This window comes from Pseudomonas sp. B611 (assembly GCF_055407965.1).
Window position 1 is genome coordinate 634937 of sequence record NZ_JBUZST010000002.1, and the last position, 18157, is coordinate 653093.

17 protein-coding genes are annotated in these 18157 nt (G+C 60.7%); 7 read left to right on the forward strand and 10 right to left on the reverse strand.

Going from position 1 to position 18157, the window contains the following annotated elements; genetic code table 11:
• Nucleotides 1-161: 161 nt before the first annotated feature.
• The 3 genes from choV to ACZRMO_RS07940 all read right to left on the reverse strand — a co-directional run bounded on the left by choV (nucleotide 162) and on the right by ACZRMO_RS07940 (nucleotide 3199).
• Nucleotides 162-1340 carry a choline ABC transporter ATP-binding protein gene (gene choV / locus ACZRMO_RS07930; RefSeq protein WP_463972459.1) on the reverse strand — a complete coding sequence of 393 codons (1179 nt, stop codon included), beginning with the start codon at nucleotides 1338-1340 and terminating at the stop codon, nucleotides 162-164.
• Nucleotides 1337-2182, reverse strand: coding sequence for a choline ABC transporter permease subunit (choW, locus tag ACZRMO_RS07935; RefSeq protein WP_017735985.1), 846 nt, complete (start codon nucleotides 2180-2182; stop codon nucleotides 1337-1339). Before choW ends, choV begins: the two co-directional genes overlap by 4 nt.
• Nucleotides 2183-2251: 69 nt before the next feature.
• The gene (locus ACZRMO_RS07940; RefSeq protein ID WP_207040524.1) at nucleotides 2252-3199 is read right to left on the reverse strand and encodes a choline ABC transporter substrate-binding protein; all 948 of its coding nucleotides are present in this window, start codon (nucleotides 3197-3199) and stop codon (nucleotides 2252-2254) included.
• A gap of 415 nt (nucleotides 3200-3614) precedes the next feature.
• On the opposite strand from ACZRMO_RS07940, the gene ACZRMO_RS07945 reads away from it, so the two are divergent.
• Both ACZRMO_RS07945 and gbdR read left to right on the forward strand, forming a co-directional pair.
• Nucleotides 3615-4991 (forward strand): L-serine ammonia-lyase, encoded by a 1377-nt coding sequence (locus ACZRMO_RS07945; RefSeq protein ID WP_463972460.1) that lies wholly within the window; start codon nucleotides 3615-3617, stop codon nucleotides 4989-4991.
• A 519-nt stretch (nucleotides 4992-5510) separates the two neighbouring features.
• Entirely contained in the window at nucleotides 5511-6614 is a 1104-nt protein-coding gene (gbdR, locus tag ACZRMO_RS07950) for a choline metabolism transcriptional regulator GbdR (RefSeq protein WP_003216915.1), read from the forward strand.
• A 109-nt stretch (nucleotides 6615-6723) separates the two neighbouring features.
• Here gbdR and ACZRMO_RS07955 read toward each other — a convergent pair whose 3' ends face one another.
• The 5 genes from ACZRMO_RS07955 to ACZRMO_RS07975 all read right to left on the reverse strand — a co-directional run bounded on the left by ACZRMO_RS07955 (nucleotide 6724) and on the right by ACZRMO_RS07975 (nucleotide 10851).
• A complete protein-coding gene (locus tag ACZRMO_RS07955) occupies nucleotides 6724-6987 on the reverse strand; it encodes a hypothetical protein (RefSeq protein ID WP_463972461.1) in 264 nt (87 codons plus the stop codon).
• Between the two features lie 224 nt (nucleotides 6988-7211).
• The gene (locus ACZRMO_RS07960; protein WP_463972462.1) at nucleotides 7212-7697 is read right to left on the reverse strand and encodes a thioesterase family protein; all 486 of its coding nucleotides are present in this window, start codon (nucleotides 7695-7697) and stop codon (nucleotides 7212-7214) included.
• Between the two features lie 117 nt (nucleotides 7698-7814).
• Entirely contained in the window at nucleotides 7815-8780 is a 966-nt protein-coding gene (locus ACZRMO_RS07965) for an L-carnitine dehydrogenase (protein WP_463972463.1), read from the reverse strand.
• Nucleotides 8781-8957: 177 nt separating this feature from the next.
• Nucleotides 8958-9845 (reverse strand): 3-dehydrocarnitine:acetyl-CoA trimethylamine transferase CdhC, encoded by an 888-nt coding sequence (gene cdhC / locus ACZRMO_RS07970; RefSeq protein ID WP_463972464.1) that lies wholly within the window; start codon nucleotides 9843-9845, stop codon nucleotides 8958-8960.
• 73 nt (nucleotides 9846-9918) lie between these two features.
• The gene (locus ACZRMO_RS07975) at nucleotides 9919-10851 is read right to left on the reverse strand and encodes a choline ABC transporter substrate-binding protein (RefSeq protein ID WP_463972465.1); all 933 of its coding nucleotides are present in this window, start codon (nucleotides 10849-10851) and stop codon (nucleotides 9919-9921) included.
• A gap of 193 nt (nucleotides 10852-11044) precedes the next feature.
• Between ACZRMO_RS07975 and ACZRMO_RS07980 the strand changes: the two genes are divergently transcribed.
• The gene (locus tag ACZRMO_RS07980) at nucleotides 11045-11989 is read left to right on the forward strand and encodes a GlxA family transcriptional regulator (RefSeq protein WP_463972466.1); all 945 of its coding nucleotides are present in this window, start codon (nucleotides 11045-11047) and stop codon (nucleotides 11987-11989) included.
• Nucleotides 11990-12057: 68 nt separating this feature from the next.
• Nucleotides 12058-13236, forward strand: a complete 1179-nt coding sequence (locus tag ACZRMO_RS07985; protein ID WP_463972467.1) for an AAA family ATPase — start codon at nucleotides 12058-12060, stop codon at nucleotides 13234-13236.
• A gap of 184 nt (nucleotides 13237-13420) precedes the next feature.
• Here ACZRMO_RS07985 and ACZRMO_RS07990 read toward each other — a convergent pair whose 3' ends face one another.
• Together ACZRMO_RS07990 and ACZRMO_RS07995 are read right to left on the reverse strand one after the other, a co-directional pair.
• A complete protein-coding gene (locus ACZRMO_RS07990; protein ID WP_463972468.1) occupies nucleotides 13421-13837 on the reverse strand; it encodes a DUF3010 family protein in 417 nt (138 codons plus the stop codon).
• Between the two features lie 41 nt (nucleotides 13838-13878).
• Entirely contained in the window at nucleotides 13879-14280 is a 402-nt protein-coding gene (locus ACZRMO_RS07995) for a lysozyme inhibitor LprI family protein (RefSeq protein WP_463972469.1), read from the reverse strand.
• A 219-nt stretch (nucleotides 14281-14499) separates the two neighbouring features.
• On the opposite strand from ACZRMO_RS07995, the gene ACZRMO_RS08000 reads away from it, so the two are divergent.
• Genes ACZRMO_RS08000 through dgcA form a run of 3 tightly spaced genes read left to right on the forward strand, consistent with a single transcriptional unit; the run spans nucleotide 14500 to nucleotide 18139 of the window.
• Complete coding sequence (locus ACZRMO_RS08000) at nucleotides 14500-15477, forward strand: dipeptidase (RefSeq protein ID WP_207046292.1); 978 nt, start codon at nucleotides 14500-14502, stop codon at nucleotides 15475-15477.
• A gap of 55 nt (nucleotides 15478-15532) precedes the next feature.
• On the forward strand, nucleotides 15533-16063 hold the full coding sequence (locus ACZRMO_RS08005) for a DUF5943 domain-containing protein (protein WP_033898043.1): 531 nt from the start codon (nucleotides 15533-15535) through the stop codon (nucleotides 16061-16063).
• A gap of 15 nt (nucleotides 16064-16078) precedes the next feature.
• Nucleotides 16079-18139 carry a dimethylglycine demethylation protein DgcA gene (gene dgcA, locus ACZRMO_RS08010; RefSeq protein ID WP_257783304.1) on the forward strand — a complete coding sequence of 687 codons (2061 nt, stop codon included), beginning with the start codon at nucleotides 16079-16081 and terminating at the stop codon, nucleotides 18137-18139.
• Nucleotides 18140-18157 lie beyond the last annotated feature (18 nt).

Here is an 18157-nt window from a genome sequence, read left to right on the forward strand (position 1 = left end):
CCTGGCAGTGTCCTCACTGACACTGCTGGGTCTAAATGTGGGAGCGGGCTTGCTCGCGAATGCGGTGGGCCAGTCAACACATCTTTGGCTGACCCACCGCATTCGCGAGCAAGCCCGCTCCCACATTGACCCCATTTCTTCAGTGGGGTTTGTGGGGTGGCTTACCCCAGGTTCTTGCCTAGCAGGGCATGGTACAGCTCGCTATCCCCCAAGATCCCCACCACCTTGTTGTTGTCATGCAACACCAGCTTGTTCCCGGTTTGATACCGAATCTGCAACGCATCGCGCATGCCGATATTCGAATCCACCAGCGTCGGCACCCGGCCCAAACCTTCCACCGCTTGCCCCGGTGCCCAGTTCTGCAAGTTCATCACCGCGCCATTCTGGCGGGCACCCTTGATGGTGTTGCCTTCGGCCAGGTCCAGCCACGAATCGCCGCCCGGATCGAGGCACACCGAACCGTTGATGCGTTTGCAGTTGTCCAGGGTGCGCATCAGGCTGCGTCCGCACAGCACATTCAGCGGGTTGGTATGGGCGACGAAGGTGCGCACATAGTCATCCGCCGGGTTCAGCACGATCTCTTCCGGCACGCTGTACTGGATGATCTTGCCGTCTTTCATGATCGCGATGCGGCTGCCCAGTTTGAGCGCCTCGTCGAGGTCGTGACTCACAAACACGATGGTCTTGCTCAGCTTGCGTTGCAGCTCCAGCAGCTCGTCCTGCAAGCCTTGGCGGATCAGCGGGTCGAGGGCGGAGAAGGGTTCGTCCATCAGCAGGATATCGGCGTCCATCGCCAAGGCGCGGGCCAGGCCGACGCGCTGCTGCATGCCGCCCGACAGCTCGTCCGGCTTCTTGTTGCGCCATTGGGTCAGGCCCACCAGCTCGAGTTTTTCATCCACCAGCTTGCGTCGGTCTTTTTCCGGGCGGCCTTGCATCTCCAGGCCGAAGCTGATGTTTTCGCGCACCGTGAGCCAGGGCATCAGGGCGAACTTCTGGAACACCATGGCGATGCGTTTGGTGCGCATCATTTTCAGCTCGGCCGGGGTGCAAGAGGCGATGTCGATCTGGCGACCTTCATGCTCCACGAACAGCTGGCCACGGCTCACGGTGTTGAGGCCGTTGATGCAGCGCAGCAAGCTGGATTTGCCCGAGCCCGAGAGGCCCATCAGCACGCAGATCTCGCCTTTCTCGATGTCCAGGCTGGCTTTTTCTACGCCGACAATCTGCCCGGTCTTTTTCAGGATTTCGTTACGGCTCATGCCCTGGTCCAGCAGCTTGAGCGCTTCGCGTGGGTCTTTGGAGAAGATCACGTCGACATTGTCGAATCGGATAATGCTCATGCATCACCCCCTACTTTGGCGTCGGGTTGTTTGCAGATGCGGTCGAGCATGATGGCCAGCAGGACGATTGCCAGGCCGGCTTCAAAGCCCAGGGCGATGTCAGCGGTGTTGAGTGCGTTGACCACGGGTTTGCCGAGGCCGTCGGCGCCCACCAGGGCCGCGATCACCACCATCGACAACGACAGCATGATGCATTGGGTAATGCCGGCAGCGATGCTCGGCATGGCGTGGGGCAGTTCAATGCGTGAGAGCAGTTGACGGCGCGAGCAGCCAAAGGCTTTGCCGGCGTCGAGCAGCTCTTGGGGAACGTCGCGGATACCCAGGTAGGTCAGGCGGATCGGCGCGGCAATCGCGAACACCACCGTCGAGATCAAGCCAGGCACCACACCCAGCCCGAAGAGGGTCAGGGTAGGGATGAGGTAGACGAAGGTCGGTACGGTCTGCATCAGATCGAGCACCGGCCGCATCATTGTGTAGAACAACGGTTTGTGCGCGGCAACAATGCCCAGCGGCACACCGATGACCACGCAGACCAGGGTGGCGAACAGCACTTGCGCCAGGGTCTCCATGGTTTCCTGCCAGTACCCCAGGTTGAGGATCAGCAGGAAGGAGGCGATGACAAAGACGGTCAGGCCCCATTTGCGTTGAATAAAGTGAGCCAGCAGCGCAATCAGACCGATCAATGCCAGCGGATTGAACCAGGTCAGCGCAAATGTCACGCCGTGGATCATCGTTTCCAGGGTCGATGCGATTGCGTCGAAGTAGTTGGCGCCGTGTTGGGTCAACCATTCAACGAAGGCAGCGATGTACTGGCCTAGTGGGATTTTCTGTTCAGTCAGCATGGTAGTGAATGTCCACATGCGAAGAGGGAAAACATCCCGGGGCAGCGTACCGCCCCGGGGACAACGGTGTTACTTGGCGAGATAGGCTTTAACGGCGTCCAGTCCAGGTTTGCCATCCACAGTGGTAACACCGGCGAGCCAGGTGTCGAGGACTTGCGGGTTCTTCTTCAGCCAGGCTTTCGCCGCGGCGTCGGGCTTCATCTTGTCGTCCAGGACGTTACCCATCAGGGTGCTTTCCATGTCGAGGGTGAACACCAGGTTTTTCAGCAGCTGGCCAACATTGCTGCATTCCTCGGAGTAGCCCTTGCGAGTGTTGGTGTAGATGGTCGCCTGGCCGTAGTTGGGGCCGAACGAGTCGTCACCGCCGGTCAGGTACTTCATCTTGAAGCGGGTGTTCATCGGGTGCGGTTCCCAGCCGAGGAACACGATGGCCTGGTCACGCTTGGAGGCGCGCTCGACCTGGGAGAGCATCCCGGCTTCGCTGGATTCGACCACTTTGAAACCGGCGGTTTTCAGGCCGAAGGCGTCTTTGTCGATCAGCGTCTGGATGGTGCGGTTGCCGTCGTTGCCCGGCTCGATGCCGTAGATCTTGCCGCCCAGCTCGTCCTTGAATTTGGCAATGTCGGCGAAGTCTTTAAGGCCTTTGTTGTACAGCGCCTCGGGGACCGCCAGGGTGTACTTGGCGTTCTCCAGGTTGGCGCGCACGGTTTCCACGGTGCCGGCATCACGGTACTGCTTGATGTCGTTTTCCATGGTCGGCATCCAGTTGCCGAGGAAGATATCCATGTTCTTGCCGTCGGCCAGGGACTTGTAGGTCACCGGTACCGAAATCATCGTGGTGCGCGGTTTGTAGCCCAGGCCCTTGAGGACTTCGCTGGTGGTCGCGGTGGTGACGGTGATGTCGGTCCAGCCGACATCGGAGAAGTTGACGGTCTGACATTGTGCCGGTTCTGCAGCGTGCGCCAGGACTGGCAGACTCAACATGGCGGCCAACAACAACTGGGGTGAACCTTTCATAGGGCTAGACTCCTGTGTTTTTTCTGGCGGCCTTCGCCGCGCTTTATATGTGTTGCGGTTGGTACGTGCGACAACAGCTCTGGCACGGTGCCTTGCAAACGAGTCGAGACTGATCATGTACCAGTGAAAATCTGACGCCTACAGGGGGCGTCGTATCCAGTACAGGGATGGTCGTATCCAGTGTCGGTGACGTCGCTTACAGATTTTTCCAGAGGTAAAACTGCTGTTTTTACCCATCTGCACCGCAAAAAACGGCCAAAACCAGGGATCGCACGGCAGCGACGCTGGTGAGCATGGTCACGTCGGTGTGAGACGCCGTGATGACGAACAAAAGCTTGATGATGCCGCCATCTGGGCGATCTGAGCGTAGCACCTCGTTCAAGCCTGGCCGTGCTTATCGAGGAGTTCTACCGCAATGGCTATCAGCGTTTTCGACCTGTTCAAGATCGGCATCGGGCCTTCGAGTTCTCACACCGTCGGCCCCATGCGTGCCGCGGCGTTGTTCGTGCAAGGCTTGCGCGAACGCGAGTGGCTGGAGCAAGTACGGCGCGTCGAAGTGCAGCTCTATGGCTCGCTGTCGGCCACCGGCATCGGCCATGGCAGCGACACCGCCACCATCATGGGCCTGATGGGCGAGTGGCCCGACGCTATCGACCCGTCGCAAATCGGCATCCGCATCGCGACCCTGCGCGAAACCGACACGTTATTGCTCGACGGACGCCTGCCGGTGCCCTTTGTGTGGGCCCGCGACATGCAACTGCTCGACGAAAACCTGCCGTTCCACCCCAATGCCATGACCCTCGTGGTGTACGGCGACAACGGCGAGCTGCACCGCGACACCTACTATTCGGTGGGTGGCGGTTTTGTGGTGGATGAAGCCCAGGCACAAAGCGGCGTGGCCGACATGGACCGCACCGAGCTGCCTTACGACTTTTCCAGCGCGGTGGAGCTGTTGCAGCTGTGCAAGACCCACAATCTGCGCGTCGCCGAGCTGATGCTGGCGAACGAAAAGGTCTGGCGCTCTGAAGAAGAAATCCGCAGCGGCCTGATGAAGCTCTGGCGCGCCATGCAAGATTGCGTGGAGCAGGGCCTCAAGCACGAAGGCATCCTGCCCGGTGGCCTCAACGTACGCCGCCGCGCGGCCAAGTTGCACCGCAGCTTGCAGGAGCTGGGCAAGCCCAACGTGATCGGCTCGACCTTGAGCGCGATGGAATGGGTCAACCTGTTCGCCCTCGCGGTGAACGAGGAAAACGCCGCCGGTGGACGCATGGTCACCGCACCCACCAACGGCGCGGCGGGGATCATCCCGGCGGTGCTGCACTACTTTATGAAGTTCAGCGAAGAAGTCACCGAAGCCAACGTCGTGGACTACATGCTCGGCGCAGCGGCGGTGGGCATCCTGTGCAAGAAGAACGCGTCGATCTCCGGCGCCGAAGTGGGTTGCCAGGGTGAAGTCGGTTCGGCCTGCGCAATGGCCGCTGCCGGGTTGGCGGAAATCCTCGGCGCGACGCCTGAGCAACTGTGCAACGCCGCTGAAATCGGCCTGGAGCACAACCTCGGCCTGACCTGTGACCCGGTGGGCGGGCTGGTGCAAGTGCCATGCATCGAGCGCAATGCGATTGCGGCAGTGAAGGCGATCAACGCGGCGCAGATGGCTTTGCGCGGGGATGGCCAGCACTTTATCTCGCTGGACCGGGTGATCCGGACGATGCGCGATACCGGGGCGGATATGCATGACAAGTACAAGGAGACATCGCGGGGTGGGTTGGCGGTGAGTGCTGTCGAGTGTTGAGACCGAGTCGCCTGCATTCGCGAGCAAGCCCGCTCCCACATTTGACCGAGTTCCAACATGAGAATGCGGTCAAGTGTGGGAGCGGGCTTGCTTGCGAATGCGATAGTCCAGACAACACTGCTCACAAAGTGAACGCCCAAGCCAAAAGCGCCACCTTTTGGCGCGTCGCAAACAGATAAGTAGCTCCCAAACGATTTCCTGCCTAACCATCCGTTACCCGTGCCAGCGGTGACAGACTCGTCCCACGCCCGCAAAGCGCCTTCCCACAAGTGCTACCGATCTGCTCACACCCCTTGAGTAGGCCTTCTCCTACGTCCTTTTTCGGCCATACGCGCACTTGCGACACGGGCTTATATAGACGCGTCAAAACGTCGTTTTTAGGAGTTATTGGACGGCCATTCAATTTTAGGCATGGCAATTGCTCTATCAATTCAAAGCCTCTCGCCTCGCCGGTTGAAGAGCGCAATAACAAGAGCCTCGCCTGAGGCCATCACCCGCTTTGTGTGAGGAGATACTGTGATGACGTCGTTCAACTCCGGGGCTCAACCCCAGAACCGTGCGCCTCAATCCATCGGCTTTTTGCTGCTGGACAATTTCACGCTGATTTCCCTGGCGTCCGCAGTCGAACCCCTGCGCATGGCCAACCAGCTGTCCGGCCGCGAGCTGTATCGCTGGACAACCCTGAGTGTCGATGGCAACCAGGTGTGGGCCAGCGACGGCCTGCAAATCACCCCCGATGCCTCCATGCACAAAGCCCCGGCCCTGGACACCGTGATCGTCTGCGGCGGCGTGGGGATCCAGCGCACCGTCACCCGGGAGCACGTGTCGTGGCTGCAAAGCCAGGCGCGTCAATCGCGCCGCTTGGGCGCGGTCTGCACCGGCAGTTGGGCCCTGGCGTGCGCCGGCCTGCTCGACGGCTTTGATTGCAGCGTGCACTGGGAGTGCCTGGCGTCGATGCAGGAAGCCTTCCCCCGAGTGGCCATGAGCACACGCCTGTTCACCCTGGACCGCAACCGCTTCACCAGCTCCGGTGGCACCGCGCCGCTGGACATGATGCTGCACCTGATCAGCCGCGATCACGGGCGTGAATTGTCCGCCGCGATCTCCGAGATGTTTGTGTACGAACGTATCCGCAACGAACAGGATCACCAGCGTGTGCCGCTCAAGCACATGCTCGGCACCAACCAGCCGAAGCTGCAGGAAATCGTCGCGCTGATGGAAGCCAACCTGGAAGAACCAATCGACCTCGACGAACTGGCGGTGTACGTCGCCGTGTCGCGGCGCCAGTTGGAGCGGTTGTTCCAGAAATACCTGCACTGCTCGCCGTCGCGTTACTACCTGAAGCTGCGCCTGATCCGTGCGCGGCAGTTGCTCAAGCAAACGCCGATGTCGATCATCGAAGTGGCGTCGGTGTGCGGGTTTGTCTCCACGCCGCACTTCTCCAAGTGCTACCGCGAATACTTCGGCATTCCGCCGCGGGATGAACGCGTGGGCTCCAACACCACCCAGCAGGTGGCGATGATGCCGATTCCGCAGGCACTGGTGTTGTCACCGTTGTCGGGGCCGTTGTCGGCGTTGAGCCAGGCGCGCAATGAGTCGACTTTCGCGAGCGTAAGGCTCTAGACCTTGTGGCGAGGGAGCTTGCTCCCGCTGGAGTGCGCAGCGCTCCCAAGTTTTTTGGGGCCGCTTCGCAGCCCAGCGGGAGCAAGCTCCCTCGCCACACAGTCAGTCTTCAGGCTTGAGAGTTCTGCTTGAACTGCACCAACGCGGGCAACAACTGCTTATCAATCGCCTGCCGCACCGCCGGCAAGATCGTCGCACTGCCGGTGTACATCTGCTCGACCATCCCTTTCAGCGCCTTGGCTCGCGCTTCGCTCAAACCGCGTACCGCACACTCGCAAGCCTGCTCGGCGGTAGAGCCGCTGGAAACCTCAAAACCCAGTGAGCGCAGTTGGCCCAGCAGGTCATCCTGATCAATCAAATCCGCATGCATCATGACGTTTTATCCTGGTGAAGGGAGCGGGGTCTGACCTGGATTCTGGTAGCCGCTCAACCGGTCGGCAAGGGCAGATTGCGCGAATGCCTCAGATGGCTATGGGCATGTCGTTTTCGGGCCATTTGCCGACAGAAGTAATAGGCACACTGAGCTCAAGCAAGCAGCTTGAAGGTTTGGTCACCCTCGGGATGTACAGCTCACACAAACATTCTGCCTCGATCTTGTCACGGCTTGATCGGGGCTTTTTTTATGCCGATGACCCGGCCGAGCAGGGCAGGGCGCGGCAGCTCGGCCTGCTCCTGGCTGATCGCCAAAAGGCGTTGCAATGACGCCTCGGTAAACGGCGCCGCATGCGGCCCGGCGAGGTCGACGTGGAGCAGCATCTGCTCGTTGCCGGCCAGCTCCTTTTCATCCCCGACTAAATGCAGGCTGTGATAGAGGTGCAGGCGCTTGGCGTCATGGTCGATCAGTTGGGTATGCACCTCGACCTCGGCGCCGAGTTTCACTTCGTGCAGGTAGTTCAGGTGCAGTTCCAGGGTGAACAGCGAATGGCCGCTGGCTTCGCGGTTTTCGCTGTCGAGGCCGAGGGTGTCCATGAGGGCGTCGGTGGCGTAGCTGAAGATCAGCAGGTAGAACGCGTCGCGCAGGTGGCCGTTGTAGTCGACCCAGTCGGGGTGGATGTTGGTGGTGTAAGTCGTCAGTGCAGGCATGTCTGGGGTCCCGGATATTTACTCGGTCAAATGTGGGAGCTGGCTTGCCTGCGATTGCGATGGTGAATTCAAAACCGCTATCGCAGGCAAGCCAGCTCCCACACAGATCAAAAGCTGTTATTCAGCGAAAGTCATACCGTGTTTGGCCTTGGTGGTTTTCACCGCCTCCAGCACCGCCAGCAGGCAATCATCACGATAGCGCTCCAGCGCCGAAATGCTGTGTTTGCCTAGCTGATCGCTTGTGCCCTCCACCACATCGTCAATCAACTTGTCGGTCAGCTCTGGCGCCGGCAAATACGTCCACGGCAACTGCAAGGCCGGGCCGAACTGTGCCATGAAATGGCGCATGCCCGCATCGCCACCGGCCAGGGTGTAGGTAAGGAAGGTACCCATGAACGACCAGCGCAGCCCGGCGCCAAAACGGATGGCGTCGTCGATTTCGCCGGTGGTCGCCACGCCGTCGTTCACCAGGTGCAGCGCCTCGCGCCAGAGGGCTTCGAGCAGACGGTCGGCGATAAAACCAGGGACTTCCTTGCGCACATGCAGCGGGCGCATGCCGAGGGATTCGTACACCTTGATCGCCGCCTGAATCGCCTCCGGCGCGGTGTTTTTACCGCCCACCACTTCCACCAGCGGCAACAGGTAGACGGGGTTGAACGGGTGACCGACCACGCAGCGTTCCGGGTGGGTCGAGCCTTCGTAGAATTCACTCGGCAACAGGCCGGAGGTACTGGAGCCAATCAGTGCGTTCGGCTTGGCGGCGGCGCTGATCTTGCTGTGCAGTTCCAGCTTCAACTCCAGGCGTTCCGGGGCGCTTTCCTGGATGAAGTCGGCGTCTTTTACGCACTCCTCGATGGTGGCGACGAAGCGCAAGCGGTCCTGGGAGGCACCGGGTGCCAGGCCTTGCTTCTCAAGGGCGCCCCAGGCGTTGGCGACGCGTTTGCGCAGAGCGGCTTCGGCGCCGGGCGCGGGGTCCCAGGCGATTACATCCAGGCCGTGGGCGAGGGCGCGGGACACCCAACCGCTGCCGATGACACCGCTGCCAAGGGCGGCGAAGGTTTTGATTTCGGTGATAAAGCTCATGACGACGTTCCTGAATAATGTGATGTACCCCTGTGGGAGCGGGCTTTGTGGCGAGGGAGCTTGCTCCCGCTGGGCTGCGTAGCGGCCCCAAGATTTTGGGAGCGCTTCGCACTCCAGCGGGAGCAAGCTCCCTCGCCACAAAGCCCGCTCCCACAGAGTTTTGTGGTGTTTTGGGGGTTAGCGGCGTTTGGTGAGGCCCATCTTCACGCGGCCTTCGGCTGGGGTCAGAACCCGAGCACCCAAACGGCTGAGGATTTCACTGGCGCGTTCCACCAGTTGCCCATTGGTCGCCAAAACGCCTTTGTCCAGCCACAGGTTGTCTTCCAGACCGACCCGCACGTTGCCGCCCAGCAGCACCGCTTGCGCGGCCATCGGCATTTGCATGCGGCCGATGCCAAAGCCGGCCCACACGGCGTCGGCGGGCAGGTTGTCGACCATGGCTTTCATGGTGGTGGTGTCGGCCGGCGCGCCCCACGGGATGCCCAGGCACAGTTGGAACAGCGGGTTGTCGAGCAGGCCTTCCTTGATCAGCTGCTTGGCAAACCACAGGTGGCCGGTGTCGAAGATTTCCAGCTCGGCCTTCACGCCCAGCTCCTGGATACGTTTGGCGCCTGCCCGCAGTTGGGCCGGGGTGGATACGTAAATGGTGTCGCCATCGCCGAAGTTGAGGGTGCCGCAGTCCAGGGTGCAGATTTCCGGTAGCAACTCTTCGACATGGGCCAGGCGCGTCAGCGGGCCGACCAGGTCAGTGTTGGGGCCGAACTCCATCGGGTTCTCGCCGGCGCCGATCTCCAAGTCGCCGCCCATGCCCGCCGTGAGGTTGACGATGATGTCGATGTCGGCCTCGCGAATGCGCTCCATCACTTCGCGGTACAGGGCGACGTCGCGGCTGAACTTGCCGGTTTCGGGGTCGCGCACGTGGCAGTGCACAACGGTGGCGCCAGCCTTGGCGGCTTCCACCGCAGCGGCGGCGATTTGCTTGGGAGTGACCGGCACGTGGGGGCTGCGGCTGGTCGTGTCGCCAGCACCGGTGAGTGCGCAGGTGATGATGACGTCATGGTTCATGGGGCGGTTCCTTACAGGCGTGGTGATGCCGTTCGCAGCCGTATCTGGCTGCGAGGCGGTGATGGAAAGTGAGTTACTGACGGGTCAGTTGCAGGTTGGCCGCAGCCGGTTTGCCGTCGAAGGTGGTCACGCCTTCAAGCCAGCGCTGCTGGTCTTGCGGGTGATCCTTGAGCCACTGCTTGGCGGACTCGATCGCGTCCTTGTGGTCCAGCAACGGCTGCATCATCCGGCTCTCGTCGGCGGCGGTGAAGGTCAGGTTGGTCAGCAATTTGTGGACGTTGGGGCACTGCTCGGCGTAGGTCGGCGACGTGACGCTCCACACGGTGGCCATGCCTTCGTTCGGGCCCAGGGCGTCGTCGCTGCCGCTGAGATAGGTCATTTCGACGTTGACGTTCATCGGGTGCGGCGCCCAGCCGAAGAACACCACGGCTTCCTTGCGCCGCACCGCGCGGTCCACGGCGGCGAGCATGCCGGCCTCACTGGACTCCACCAATTGGAATTTGCCCAGGCCGAACTGGTTCTTGGCGATCATCGCCTTGATTTGGGTATTGGCGCCTGAGCCTGGCTCGATGCCGTAGATCTTGCCGCCCAGTTCCTTGTCGAACTTGGCGATATCGGCGAAGGTTTTCAGGCCCTTGTCCGCCAGATACGTCGGCACGGCGAGGGTGGCGCGCGCGTCTTCCAGGCTGGGTTTGTCGAGGACCTTGACCTGCTTGGCGTCGACGAACGGCGTGATGGTCTGGGTCATCAGCGGGTTCCAGTAGCCCAGGAACAGGTCCAGGCGCTGGTCGCGGATACCGGCGAAGATGATTTGCTGGGACGCGCTGGTCTGTTTGGTCTTGTAGCCGAGGCCGTCGAGCAACACTTGGGTCATGGCGCTGGTGGCGATCACGTCGGTCCAGTTCACCACGCCCATGCGCACGTTCTGGCACGAAGCCGCGTCGGCCGCCATGACGTTGGTACTGAAAATGGCGCTGGCGCTGAGTGCGAGTAACAGTCGGTTCATGGTGGGTCCCTCGGCAGGTCGTTATTGTGGGGGCCGGTGTCTTTGTGCACCGTGACGCCACGTTACGCAGCTTGCGGGGCGGTAAAACGCACGGCGGCGACCGACTCTTGCACTGCAGCGACCTGTCCTCTTGAAACCCGTTGCGAACGGGAGTATCACAGTGCCACGCTGCCCGCCCGACGAGAGCGCCACCATGTCCCAGGATTTCTACTTTCTGCTGATGCCAGGCTTCTCGGCCATCGGTTTTATCTCCGCCCTTGAACCGCTGCGGGTGGCCAATCGCTTTCGCGGCGAACTGTACCGCTGGCACGTGCTGAGTGCCGATGGCGGCGCGGTATTGGCGAGCAATGGCATGTCGGTCAACGCCGATGCGGCGCTGGAGCCGCTGAAAAAGGGCGCGACCTTACTCGTGGTCGCTGGCTTTGAACCGTTGAAGTTCGCCACGCCTGCGCTGGAACACTGGCTGCGTCGCCTCGACCACGACGGCGTGACCCTCGGCGCCATCGACACCGGCGCCTGCGTCCTCGCCGAAGCGGGCCTGCTCGACGGCTACCGTCTGACCCTGCACTGGGAAGCCATCGACGCGTTCAAGGAATCCTACCCGCACCTCACCGTCACCCAGGAACTGTTCGAGATCGACCGCCGCCGCATCACCTGCGCCGGCGGCACCGCGTCCATCGACCTGATGCTCGACCTGATCGCCCAGGCCCACGGGCCTGAGCTGGCGATCCAGGTCTCTGAACAATTCGTACTCGGCCGCATCCGCCCACGCAAAGACCACCAGCGCATGCAGATCGCCACGCGCTACGGCATCAACAACAAGAAACTGGTGCAAGTGATCGGCGAGATGGAACAACACACCGAACCGCCGCTGACCACCCTGGCGTTGGCCGAAACGATCAAGGTCACGCGGCGCCAGTTGGAGCGCCTGTTTCGCCTGCATTTGAACGATACTCCGAGCAACTTCTACCTCGGCCTGCGCCTGGAAAAAGCCCGGCAGCTCTTACGCCAGAGCGACATGAGTGTGCTGGAGGTGAGTATTGCGTGTGGGTTTGAATCGCCGTCGTATTTCACCCGTAGTTACCGGGCGCGGTTTGCGAAATGTCCGAGGGAGGATCGGCGACGGGAGGTGGTTTGACGAGCAATTATAGTCAATTATACTCGCAACTATAATTTATAGTCCTTCCTATAATTGGGTATAAAAACATGTCCAAGAACAACGGCTTCGTGTTCCGCCGTCCCACCCTGGCCAGCAGCATTGCCGACGGCTTGGTGGGGGCTGGTATTCAGGATTTCACGTCTGGCCTGTTTCTCGCGGCGCCGCGTCGTACCGGCAAAAGCACCTTTTTGCGCGAAGATCTGATCCCGGAATGCCAGCTTCGGGGCTGGATGACGGTGTATGTCGATCTGTGGGCCGATAAAGAAAAAGACCCCGCAGAGTTGATTGCCAGCGCGATTGCCGCAGCGCTGGTTCCCTATGAAAAGGGCATTCGCAAGCTGGCGAAGAACATGGGAATCGAGAAGCTAAGCTTTCTGCGTACCCTGTCCTGGGACTTTAGCAAACCACAATTGCCGGTCGGCGCAACGCTGACCCAGGCGTTGGAACTGCTCCACAGCGCAGCAGAAAAAACCGTCGTGCTGGTGATAGATGAAGCGCAGCACGCACTCACCAGCGAGTCTGGTATCAACGCGATGTTTGCGCTGAAGGCTGCCAGGGATCAGCTCAACCAAGGCCGCGACGAGGAAGGCAACGGCTTGTATCTGGTGTTCACCGGCTCCAATCGCGACAAGCTGGCCCATTTGGTCTTAGGCAAAAGCCAGCCATTCTTCGGTTCCAGCATCACGCCTTTCCCGCTGCTGGGCAGGGAGTTTACTCAGGCGTACACGGTGTATATCAACGCACTGTTGGCCGAGACCAACCAGTTCAACGCAGCTGACATTGATGAAGTCTTTGAGCGGGTGGGCCGTCGCCCAGAGATGTTGCGCACCATCCTGGGTGAAGTGGCGCTTGAGTTGGGTGAGGCGAGTAACCTGGGTCAGTTGCTGCACAGTCGCGCCGAATCGCTGCGTGCTGGCGTGTGGACCGAATTCGAAAGTGCCTGGAATGCCCTGACCATCCCTCAGCGTGCGGTGCTGGAAGTGATGGTGGAGCGTTCGCAAAGCAACGAAGCCTTCGCACCGTTTACCGACAGTACTGTCACGGCGGTGAGCAAGGCGCTGGAAGACATGGGCAGTGACGTGGTGCCGGGCACCCAGACTATTCAGGCCTGTATCGATGCGCTGCGCGACAAGGAGCTGGTCTGGAAGTCGAGTCGGGGAGGCTATGCCCTGGAAGACAAGTCTTTCGGTGACTGGCTGCTGCACAAGCGCCAGAGATCCATCTAAAAGGCAACGCAGGACAAATGTGGGAGCTCGGTGTGGCTTTGATCGTTCCCACGCTCTGCGTGGGAGTGCCCTCTGCGTCACGCCTTCAAGAGCGGACGCAGAGCGTCCAGGGATGCATTCCCACGCAGAGCGTGGGAACGATCATCGCAGGCAAGCCAGGTCCCACATTGATACCTGGTGTGGCTTATTTCTTCAGCAGGGCCGAGCAGGCGGCTTTGTAGGCTTCATGCTGGTATTTGTTCAGGCTGGCCGGCAGTTCAACGTTGTGCTTCTTGTTCTGCGCATTGATGGTCTGCGGCGACAACAACGTTACCTCCACACCCTCCAGCAACTGAAACACGCCCTCAATCTTGAACGTGGTCGGGCCACCGGCGAACTCGCCCTTCTTGCTGCGCTTCTTGATCGCAATACGCTCGATGCCGTTGGCCTGCACAAACGCCTTCACCTGCGCGGCGAAGGCTTTGACGTTGGCCGCTTCATCGTCGTCTTCGAGGGCGATTTTCTTGGTGGCCAGGGCGATGTGGGTCAGCGCCTGGTTGTCCAGGGAGGCGACGGCGATGATGGCTTCGCTGCCTTTGATTTCGATGCCGCAGATAGTCATGAGTGGCCTTGGTTCAGAAAGAAAGTGCCGGGGATTGTCGCTTATTCCTGCCCAATCGACTCCAAAAACTCCGACCGCTCATCACTCATCCGCGCCAGGCAATCATTGACCGCAATCGCATACGCCTTGGTGCCGGTCACCGCTGGGAAGGTGTCCACGGCGCAATCGGCATCCCGCAGTTTTTCCCACTTCTGCTGGGCATCCTTCAGACGAGCGGTAATGTCCGCCAGCTGGGTCTTGTCGCTGCCGTAGGTCGCGGCCATGCGTTCCAGCAGGCCCTGGTAGTTATCCTTGAGCAGTTGTTCGGCGGTGGTTTTGTTGTAGGTGGCGCATTCCAGGGTTTGCTTGTCGTTTTCGATGCCGTCGCAGGGCGTGCTGTCGGTGTCTTCGGCCGCATGGGCGGTGGTTGCGATGAGTGCCAAAGCCAGGAAAATCGATTTCATTGCGCCGTCTCATATCAGGTGATGCGGGAATTCTGGCCCAAGAGTAGGACAAAGAACAGCCGCCAGTCAGAGCTGTCATAGCAGCCTTTGTCGTGGATTGACGCTTTCGGCAATTCCCCTGTCGTTTTTGCACCCGGCTCGGGTTGTCCCTGGGCATATGCTGGCCCCAAAGCGCCGGCAGACGATTCGGCGCATGAATCGCCAATAAGGGGACGCCTGATGAGCCCAGCCGAATTGCACGCCGACAGCATCGTTATCGACGGGCTGATTATTGCCAAGTGGAACCGCGACCTGTTCGAGGACATGCGCAAAGGTGGCCTCACCGCCGCCAACTGCACCGTGTCGGTGTGGGAAGGGTTCCAGGCCACCATCAATAACATCGTGGCCAGCCAGACCCTGATCCGTGAAAACAGCGACCTGGTGATCCCGGTGAAAACCACCGCCGACATCCGTCGCGCCAAGGAACTGGGCAAGACCGGCATCATCTTCGGCTTCCAGAACGCCCACGCCTTCGAAGACCAACTCGGCTACGTCGAGATCTTCAAGCAGCTCGGCGTTGGCGTGGTGCAGATGTGCTACAACACCCAGAACCTGGTGGGTACCGGTTGCTACGAGCGCGATGGCGGCCTGTCGGGTTTTGGCCGTGAGATCGTCGCCGAGATGAACCGCGTCGGCATCATGTGCGACCTGTCCCACGTCGGCTCCAAAACCTCCGAAGAAGTCATCCTCGAATCGAAAAAACCGGTGTGCTACTCCCACTGCCTGCCGTCCGGGCTCAAAGAACACCCGCGCAACAAGTCCGATGAAGAGCTTAAGTTTATTGCGGACCACGGCGGTTTTGTCGGCGTGACCATGTTCGCGCCGTTCCTGGCCAAGGGCATCGATTCGACCATCGACGACTACGCCGAAGCCATCGAATACACCATGAACATTGTCGGCGAAGACGCCATCGGCATCGGCACCGACTTTACCCAGGGCCATGGCCAGGATTTCTTTGAAATGCTGACCCATGACAAGGGCTACGCCCGCCGCCTGACCAGCTTCGGCAAGATCATCAACCCACTGGGCATCCGCACCGTGGGCGAGTTCCCCAACCTCACCGAAACCCTGCTCAAGCGCGGCCACAGCGAACGCGTGGTGCGCAAGATCATGGGCGAGAACTGGGTCAACGTCCTCAAGGACGTCTGGGGCGAATAAGCCAGCGCAACACTGCGCAATACCTACATAAAAATTTTTCTGGAGTTAAGTTTCCATGGCCAAGATCGCCCCGCAATTACCTATCGAAGTCGACAGCGAGACCGGTGTCTGGACTTCCGACGCCCTGCCAATGCTGTATGTACCGCGGCATTTCTTCGTCAACAACCACATCGGTATTGAAGAAGTCCTGGGCGCCGATGCCTACGCCGAGATCCTCTACAAAGCCGGCTACAAATCCGCCTGGCACTGGTGTGAAAAAGAAGCCGAATGCCACGGCCTGGAAGGCGTCGCCGTATTCGAGCACTACATGAAGCGCCTGTCGCAACGCGGCTGGGGCCTGTTCAAGATCCAGGACATCGACCTCGACAAAGGCACCTGCAGCGTCAAGCTGGAGCACTCCGCATTTGTCTACGTGTACGGCAAGGTCGGGCGCAAAGTGGACTACATGTTCACCGGCTGGTTTGCCGGCGCCATGGACCAGATTCTGCAAGCGCGCGGCAGCCAGATCCGCACCGTCGCCGAACAAGTCTACGGAGGCTCCGAAGAGGGCCACGATGACGGCCTGTTCACCGTCAAGCCGTTGTAAGCCGAGGACCGTGCCATGGCTTTCGAAGCAATGTTTGCGCCGATCCAGATCGGCAAACTGACCATCCGCAACCGCGTGCTCAGTACCGCCCACGCCGAGGTGTATGCCACCGACGGCGGCATGACCACCGAGCGCTACATCCGTTATTACGAAGAGAAAGCCAAGGGCGGCATTGGCCTGGCGATCTGTGGCGGTTCTTCCGTCGTGGCCATCGACAGCCCGCAGGAGTGGTGGAGCTCGGTGAACTTGTCCACCGACCGCATCATCCCGCACTTCCAGAACCTCGCCGACGCCATGCACAAGCATGGCGCCAAGATCATGATCCAGATTACCCACATGGGCCGTCGCTCGCGTTGGGACGGCTTCAACTGGCCGACCCTGATGTCGCCGTCCGGCGTGCGTGAACCGGTGCACCGTGCGACCTGCAAGACCATCGAGCCGGAAGAAATCTGGCGGGTGATCGGCAACTACGCCGCCGCTGCTGGCCGCGCGAAAGCCGGTGGCCTCGACGGCGTGGAACTGTCGGCGGTGCACCAGCACATGATCGACCAGTTCTGGAGCCCACGGGTCAACAAACGTACCGACGAATGGGGCGGCAGCTTCGAAAACCGCATGCGTTTCGGCCTGGAAGTGCTGAAGGCTGTGCGCAAGGAAGTTGGCCCGGATTTCTGCGTGGGCATCCGCCTGTGCGGTGACGAGTTCCACCCGGACGGCTTGTCCCACGAGGACATGAAACAGATCGCCAAGTACTACGACGACACCGGCATGCTCGATTTCATCGGCGTCGTGGGGTCGGGTTGTGACACCCACAACACCCTGGCCAACGTGATTCCCAACATGAGTTATCCACCGGAGCCATTCTTGCACTTGGCCGCCGGGATCAAGGAAGTGGTCAAGGCCCCGGTGCTGCACGCGCAGAACATCAAGGACCCGAACCAGGCCACGCGCATTCTGGAAGGCGGCTACGTGGACATGGTCGGCATGACCCGTGCGCACATGGCCGACCCGCACCTGATCGCCAAGATCAAGATGGGCCAGATCGACCAGATCAAACAGTGCGTCGGCGCCAACTACTGCATCGACCGCCAGTACCAGGGCCTGGATGTGCTGTGCATCCAGAACGCCGCGACGTCCCGTGAATACATGGGCGTGCCGCACATCATCGAGAAAACCACCGGGGTCAAACGCAAGGTCGTGGTGGTCGGTGCCGGCCCGGCCGGGATGGAAGCCGCACGCGTCGCCGCCGAGCGTGGCCATGATGTGACCCTGTTCGAGAAGAAAGAATTTATCGGTGGGCAAATCACCACCGCGTCCAAGGCGCCGCAGCGTGACCAGATTGCCGGGATCACCCGTTGGTTCCAGTTGGAGCTGGCGCGCTTGAATGTCGACCTGCGTCTGGGCGTGGCCGCCGATGCGGCGACCATCCTCGACCTGCGTCCGGACGTGGTGGTGCTGGCCGTGGGCGGGCATCCGTTCATCGAGCAGAACGAACACTGGGGCGCCGCTGAAGGCCTGATCGTCAGCAGCTGGGACGTGCTCGACGGCAAGGTTGCACCGGGCAAGAACGTGCTGGTGTACGACACCATCTGCGAATTCACCGGCATGTCGGTGGCGGATTTCCTTGCAGACAAAGGCAGCCAGGTGGAGATCGTCACCGACGACATCAAGCCCGGCGTGGCCATCGGCGGTACGTCGTTCCCGACTTACTACCGCAGCATGTACCCCAAGGAAGTGATCATGACCGGCGACATGATGCTGGAAAAGGTCTACCGCGAAGGCGACAAGCTGGTGGCGGTGCTGGAGAACGAATACACCGGCGCTAAAGAAGAACGTGTGGTGGACCAGGTGGTCGTCGAAAACGGCGTGCGCCCGGACGAAGCGATCTACTACGCCCTCAAGGAAGGCTCGCGCAACAAGGGCCAGATGGACGTCGAGGCGCTGTTCGCGATCAAGCCGCAGCCGTGCCTGAGCGAGGCGGGTGACGGTTACTTGCTGTTCCGCATCGGCGACTGCGTGGCGCAGCGCAACACCCACGCTGCGATCTATGACGCCCTGCGCCTTTGCAAGGATTTCTGAGCCGACACCGAACCAAAG

What these genes read in the sequence shown, in the direction of transcription:
- ACZRMO_RS07975 (WP_463972465.1), bottom strand. Translation starts at nt 10,851, where the DNA reads ATGAACCGACTGTTACTCGCACTCAGCGCCAGCGCCATTTTCAGTACC.
- ACZRMO_RS07945 (WP_463972460.1), top strand. Translation starts at nt 3,615, where the DNA reads ATGGCTATCAGCGTTTTCGACCTGTTCAAGATCGGCATCGGGCCTTCG.
- gbdR (WP_003216915.1), top strand. Translation starts at nt 5,511, where the DNA reads ATGACGTCGTTCAACTCCGGGGCTCAACCCCAGAACCGTGCGCCTCAA.
- cdhC (WP_463972464.1), bottom strand. Translation starts at nt 9,845, where the DNA reads ATGAACCATGACGTCATCATCACCTGCGCACTCACCGGTGCTGGCGAC.
- choW (WP_017735985.1), bottom strand. Translation starts at nt 2,182, where the DNA reads ATGCTGACTGAACAGAAAATCCCACTAGGCCAGTACATCGCTGCCTTC.
- ACZRMO_RS07990 (WP_463972468.1), bottom strand. Translation starts at nt 13,837, where the DNA reads ATGACTATCTGCGGCATCGAAATCAAAGGCAGCGAAGCCATCATCGCC.
- ACZRMO_RS07965 (WP_463972463.1), bottom strand. Translation starts at nt 8,780, where the DNA reads ATGAGCTTTATCACCGAAATCAAAACCTTCGCCGCCCTTGGCAGCGGT.
- ACZRMO_RS07960 (WP_463972462.1), bottom strand. Translation starts at nt 7,697, where the DNA reads ATGCCTGCACTGACGACTTACACCACCAACATCCACCCCGACTGGGTC.
- dgcA (WP_257783304.1), top strand. Translation starts at nt 16,079, where the DNA reads ATGGCTTTCGAAGCAATGTTTGCGCCGATCCAGATCGGCAAACTGACC.
- ACZRMO_RS07995 (WP_463972469.1), bottom strand. Translation starts at nt 14,280, where the DNA reads ATGAAATCGATTTTCCTGGCTTTGGCACTCATCGCAACCACCGCCCAT.
- ACZRMO_RS07940 (WP_207040524.1), bottom strand. Translation starts at nt 3,199, where the DNA reads ATGAAAGGTTCACCCCAGTTGTTGTTGGCCGCCATGTTGAGTCTGCCA.
- ACZRMO_RS07980 (WP_463972466.1), top strand. Translation starts at nt 11,045, where the DNA reads ATGTCCCAGGATTTCTACTTTCTGCTGATGCCAGGCTTCTCGGCCATC.
- choV (WP_463972459.1), bottom strand. Translation starts at nt 1,340, where the DNA reads ATGAGCATTATCCGATTCGACAATGTCGACGTGATCTTCTCCAAAGAC.
- ACZRMO_RS07985 (WP_463972467.1), top strand. Translation starts at nt 12,058, where the DNA reads ATGTCCAAGAACAACGGCTTCGTGTTCCGCCGTCCCACCCTGGCCAGC.
- ACZRMO_RS08005 (WP_033898043.1), top strand. Translation starts at nt 15,533, where the DNA reads ATGGCCAAGATCGCCCCGCAATTACCTATCGAAGTCGACAGCGAGACC.
- ACZRMO_RS08000 (WP_207046292.1), top strand. Translation starts at nt 14,500, where the DNA reads ATGAGCCCAGCCGAATTGCACGCCGACAGCATCGTTATCGACGGGCTG.
- ACZRMO_RS07955 (WP_463972461.1), bottom strand. Translation starts at nt 6,987, where the DNA reads ATGATGCATGCGGATTTGATTGATCAGGATGACCTGCTGGGCCAACTG.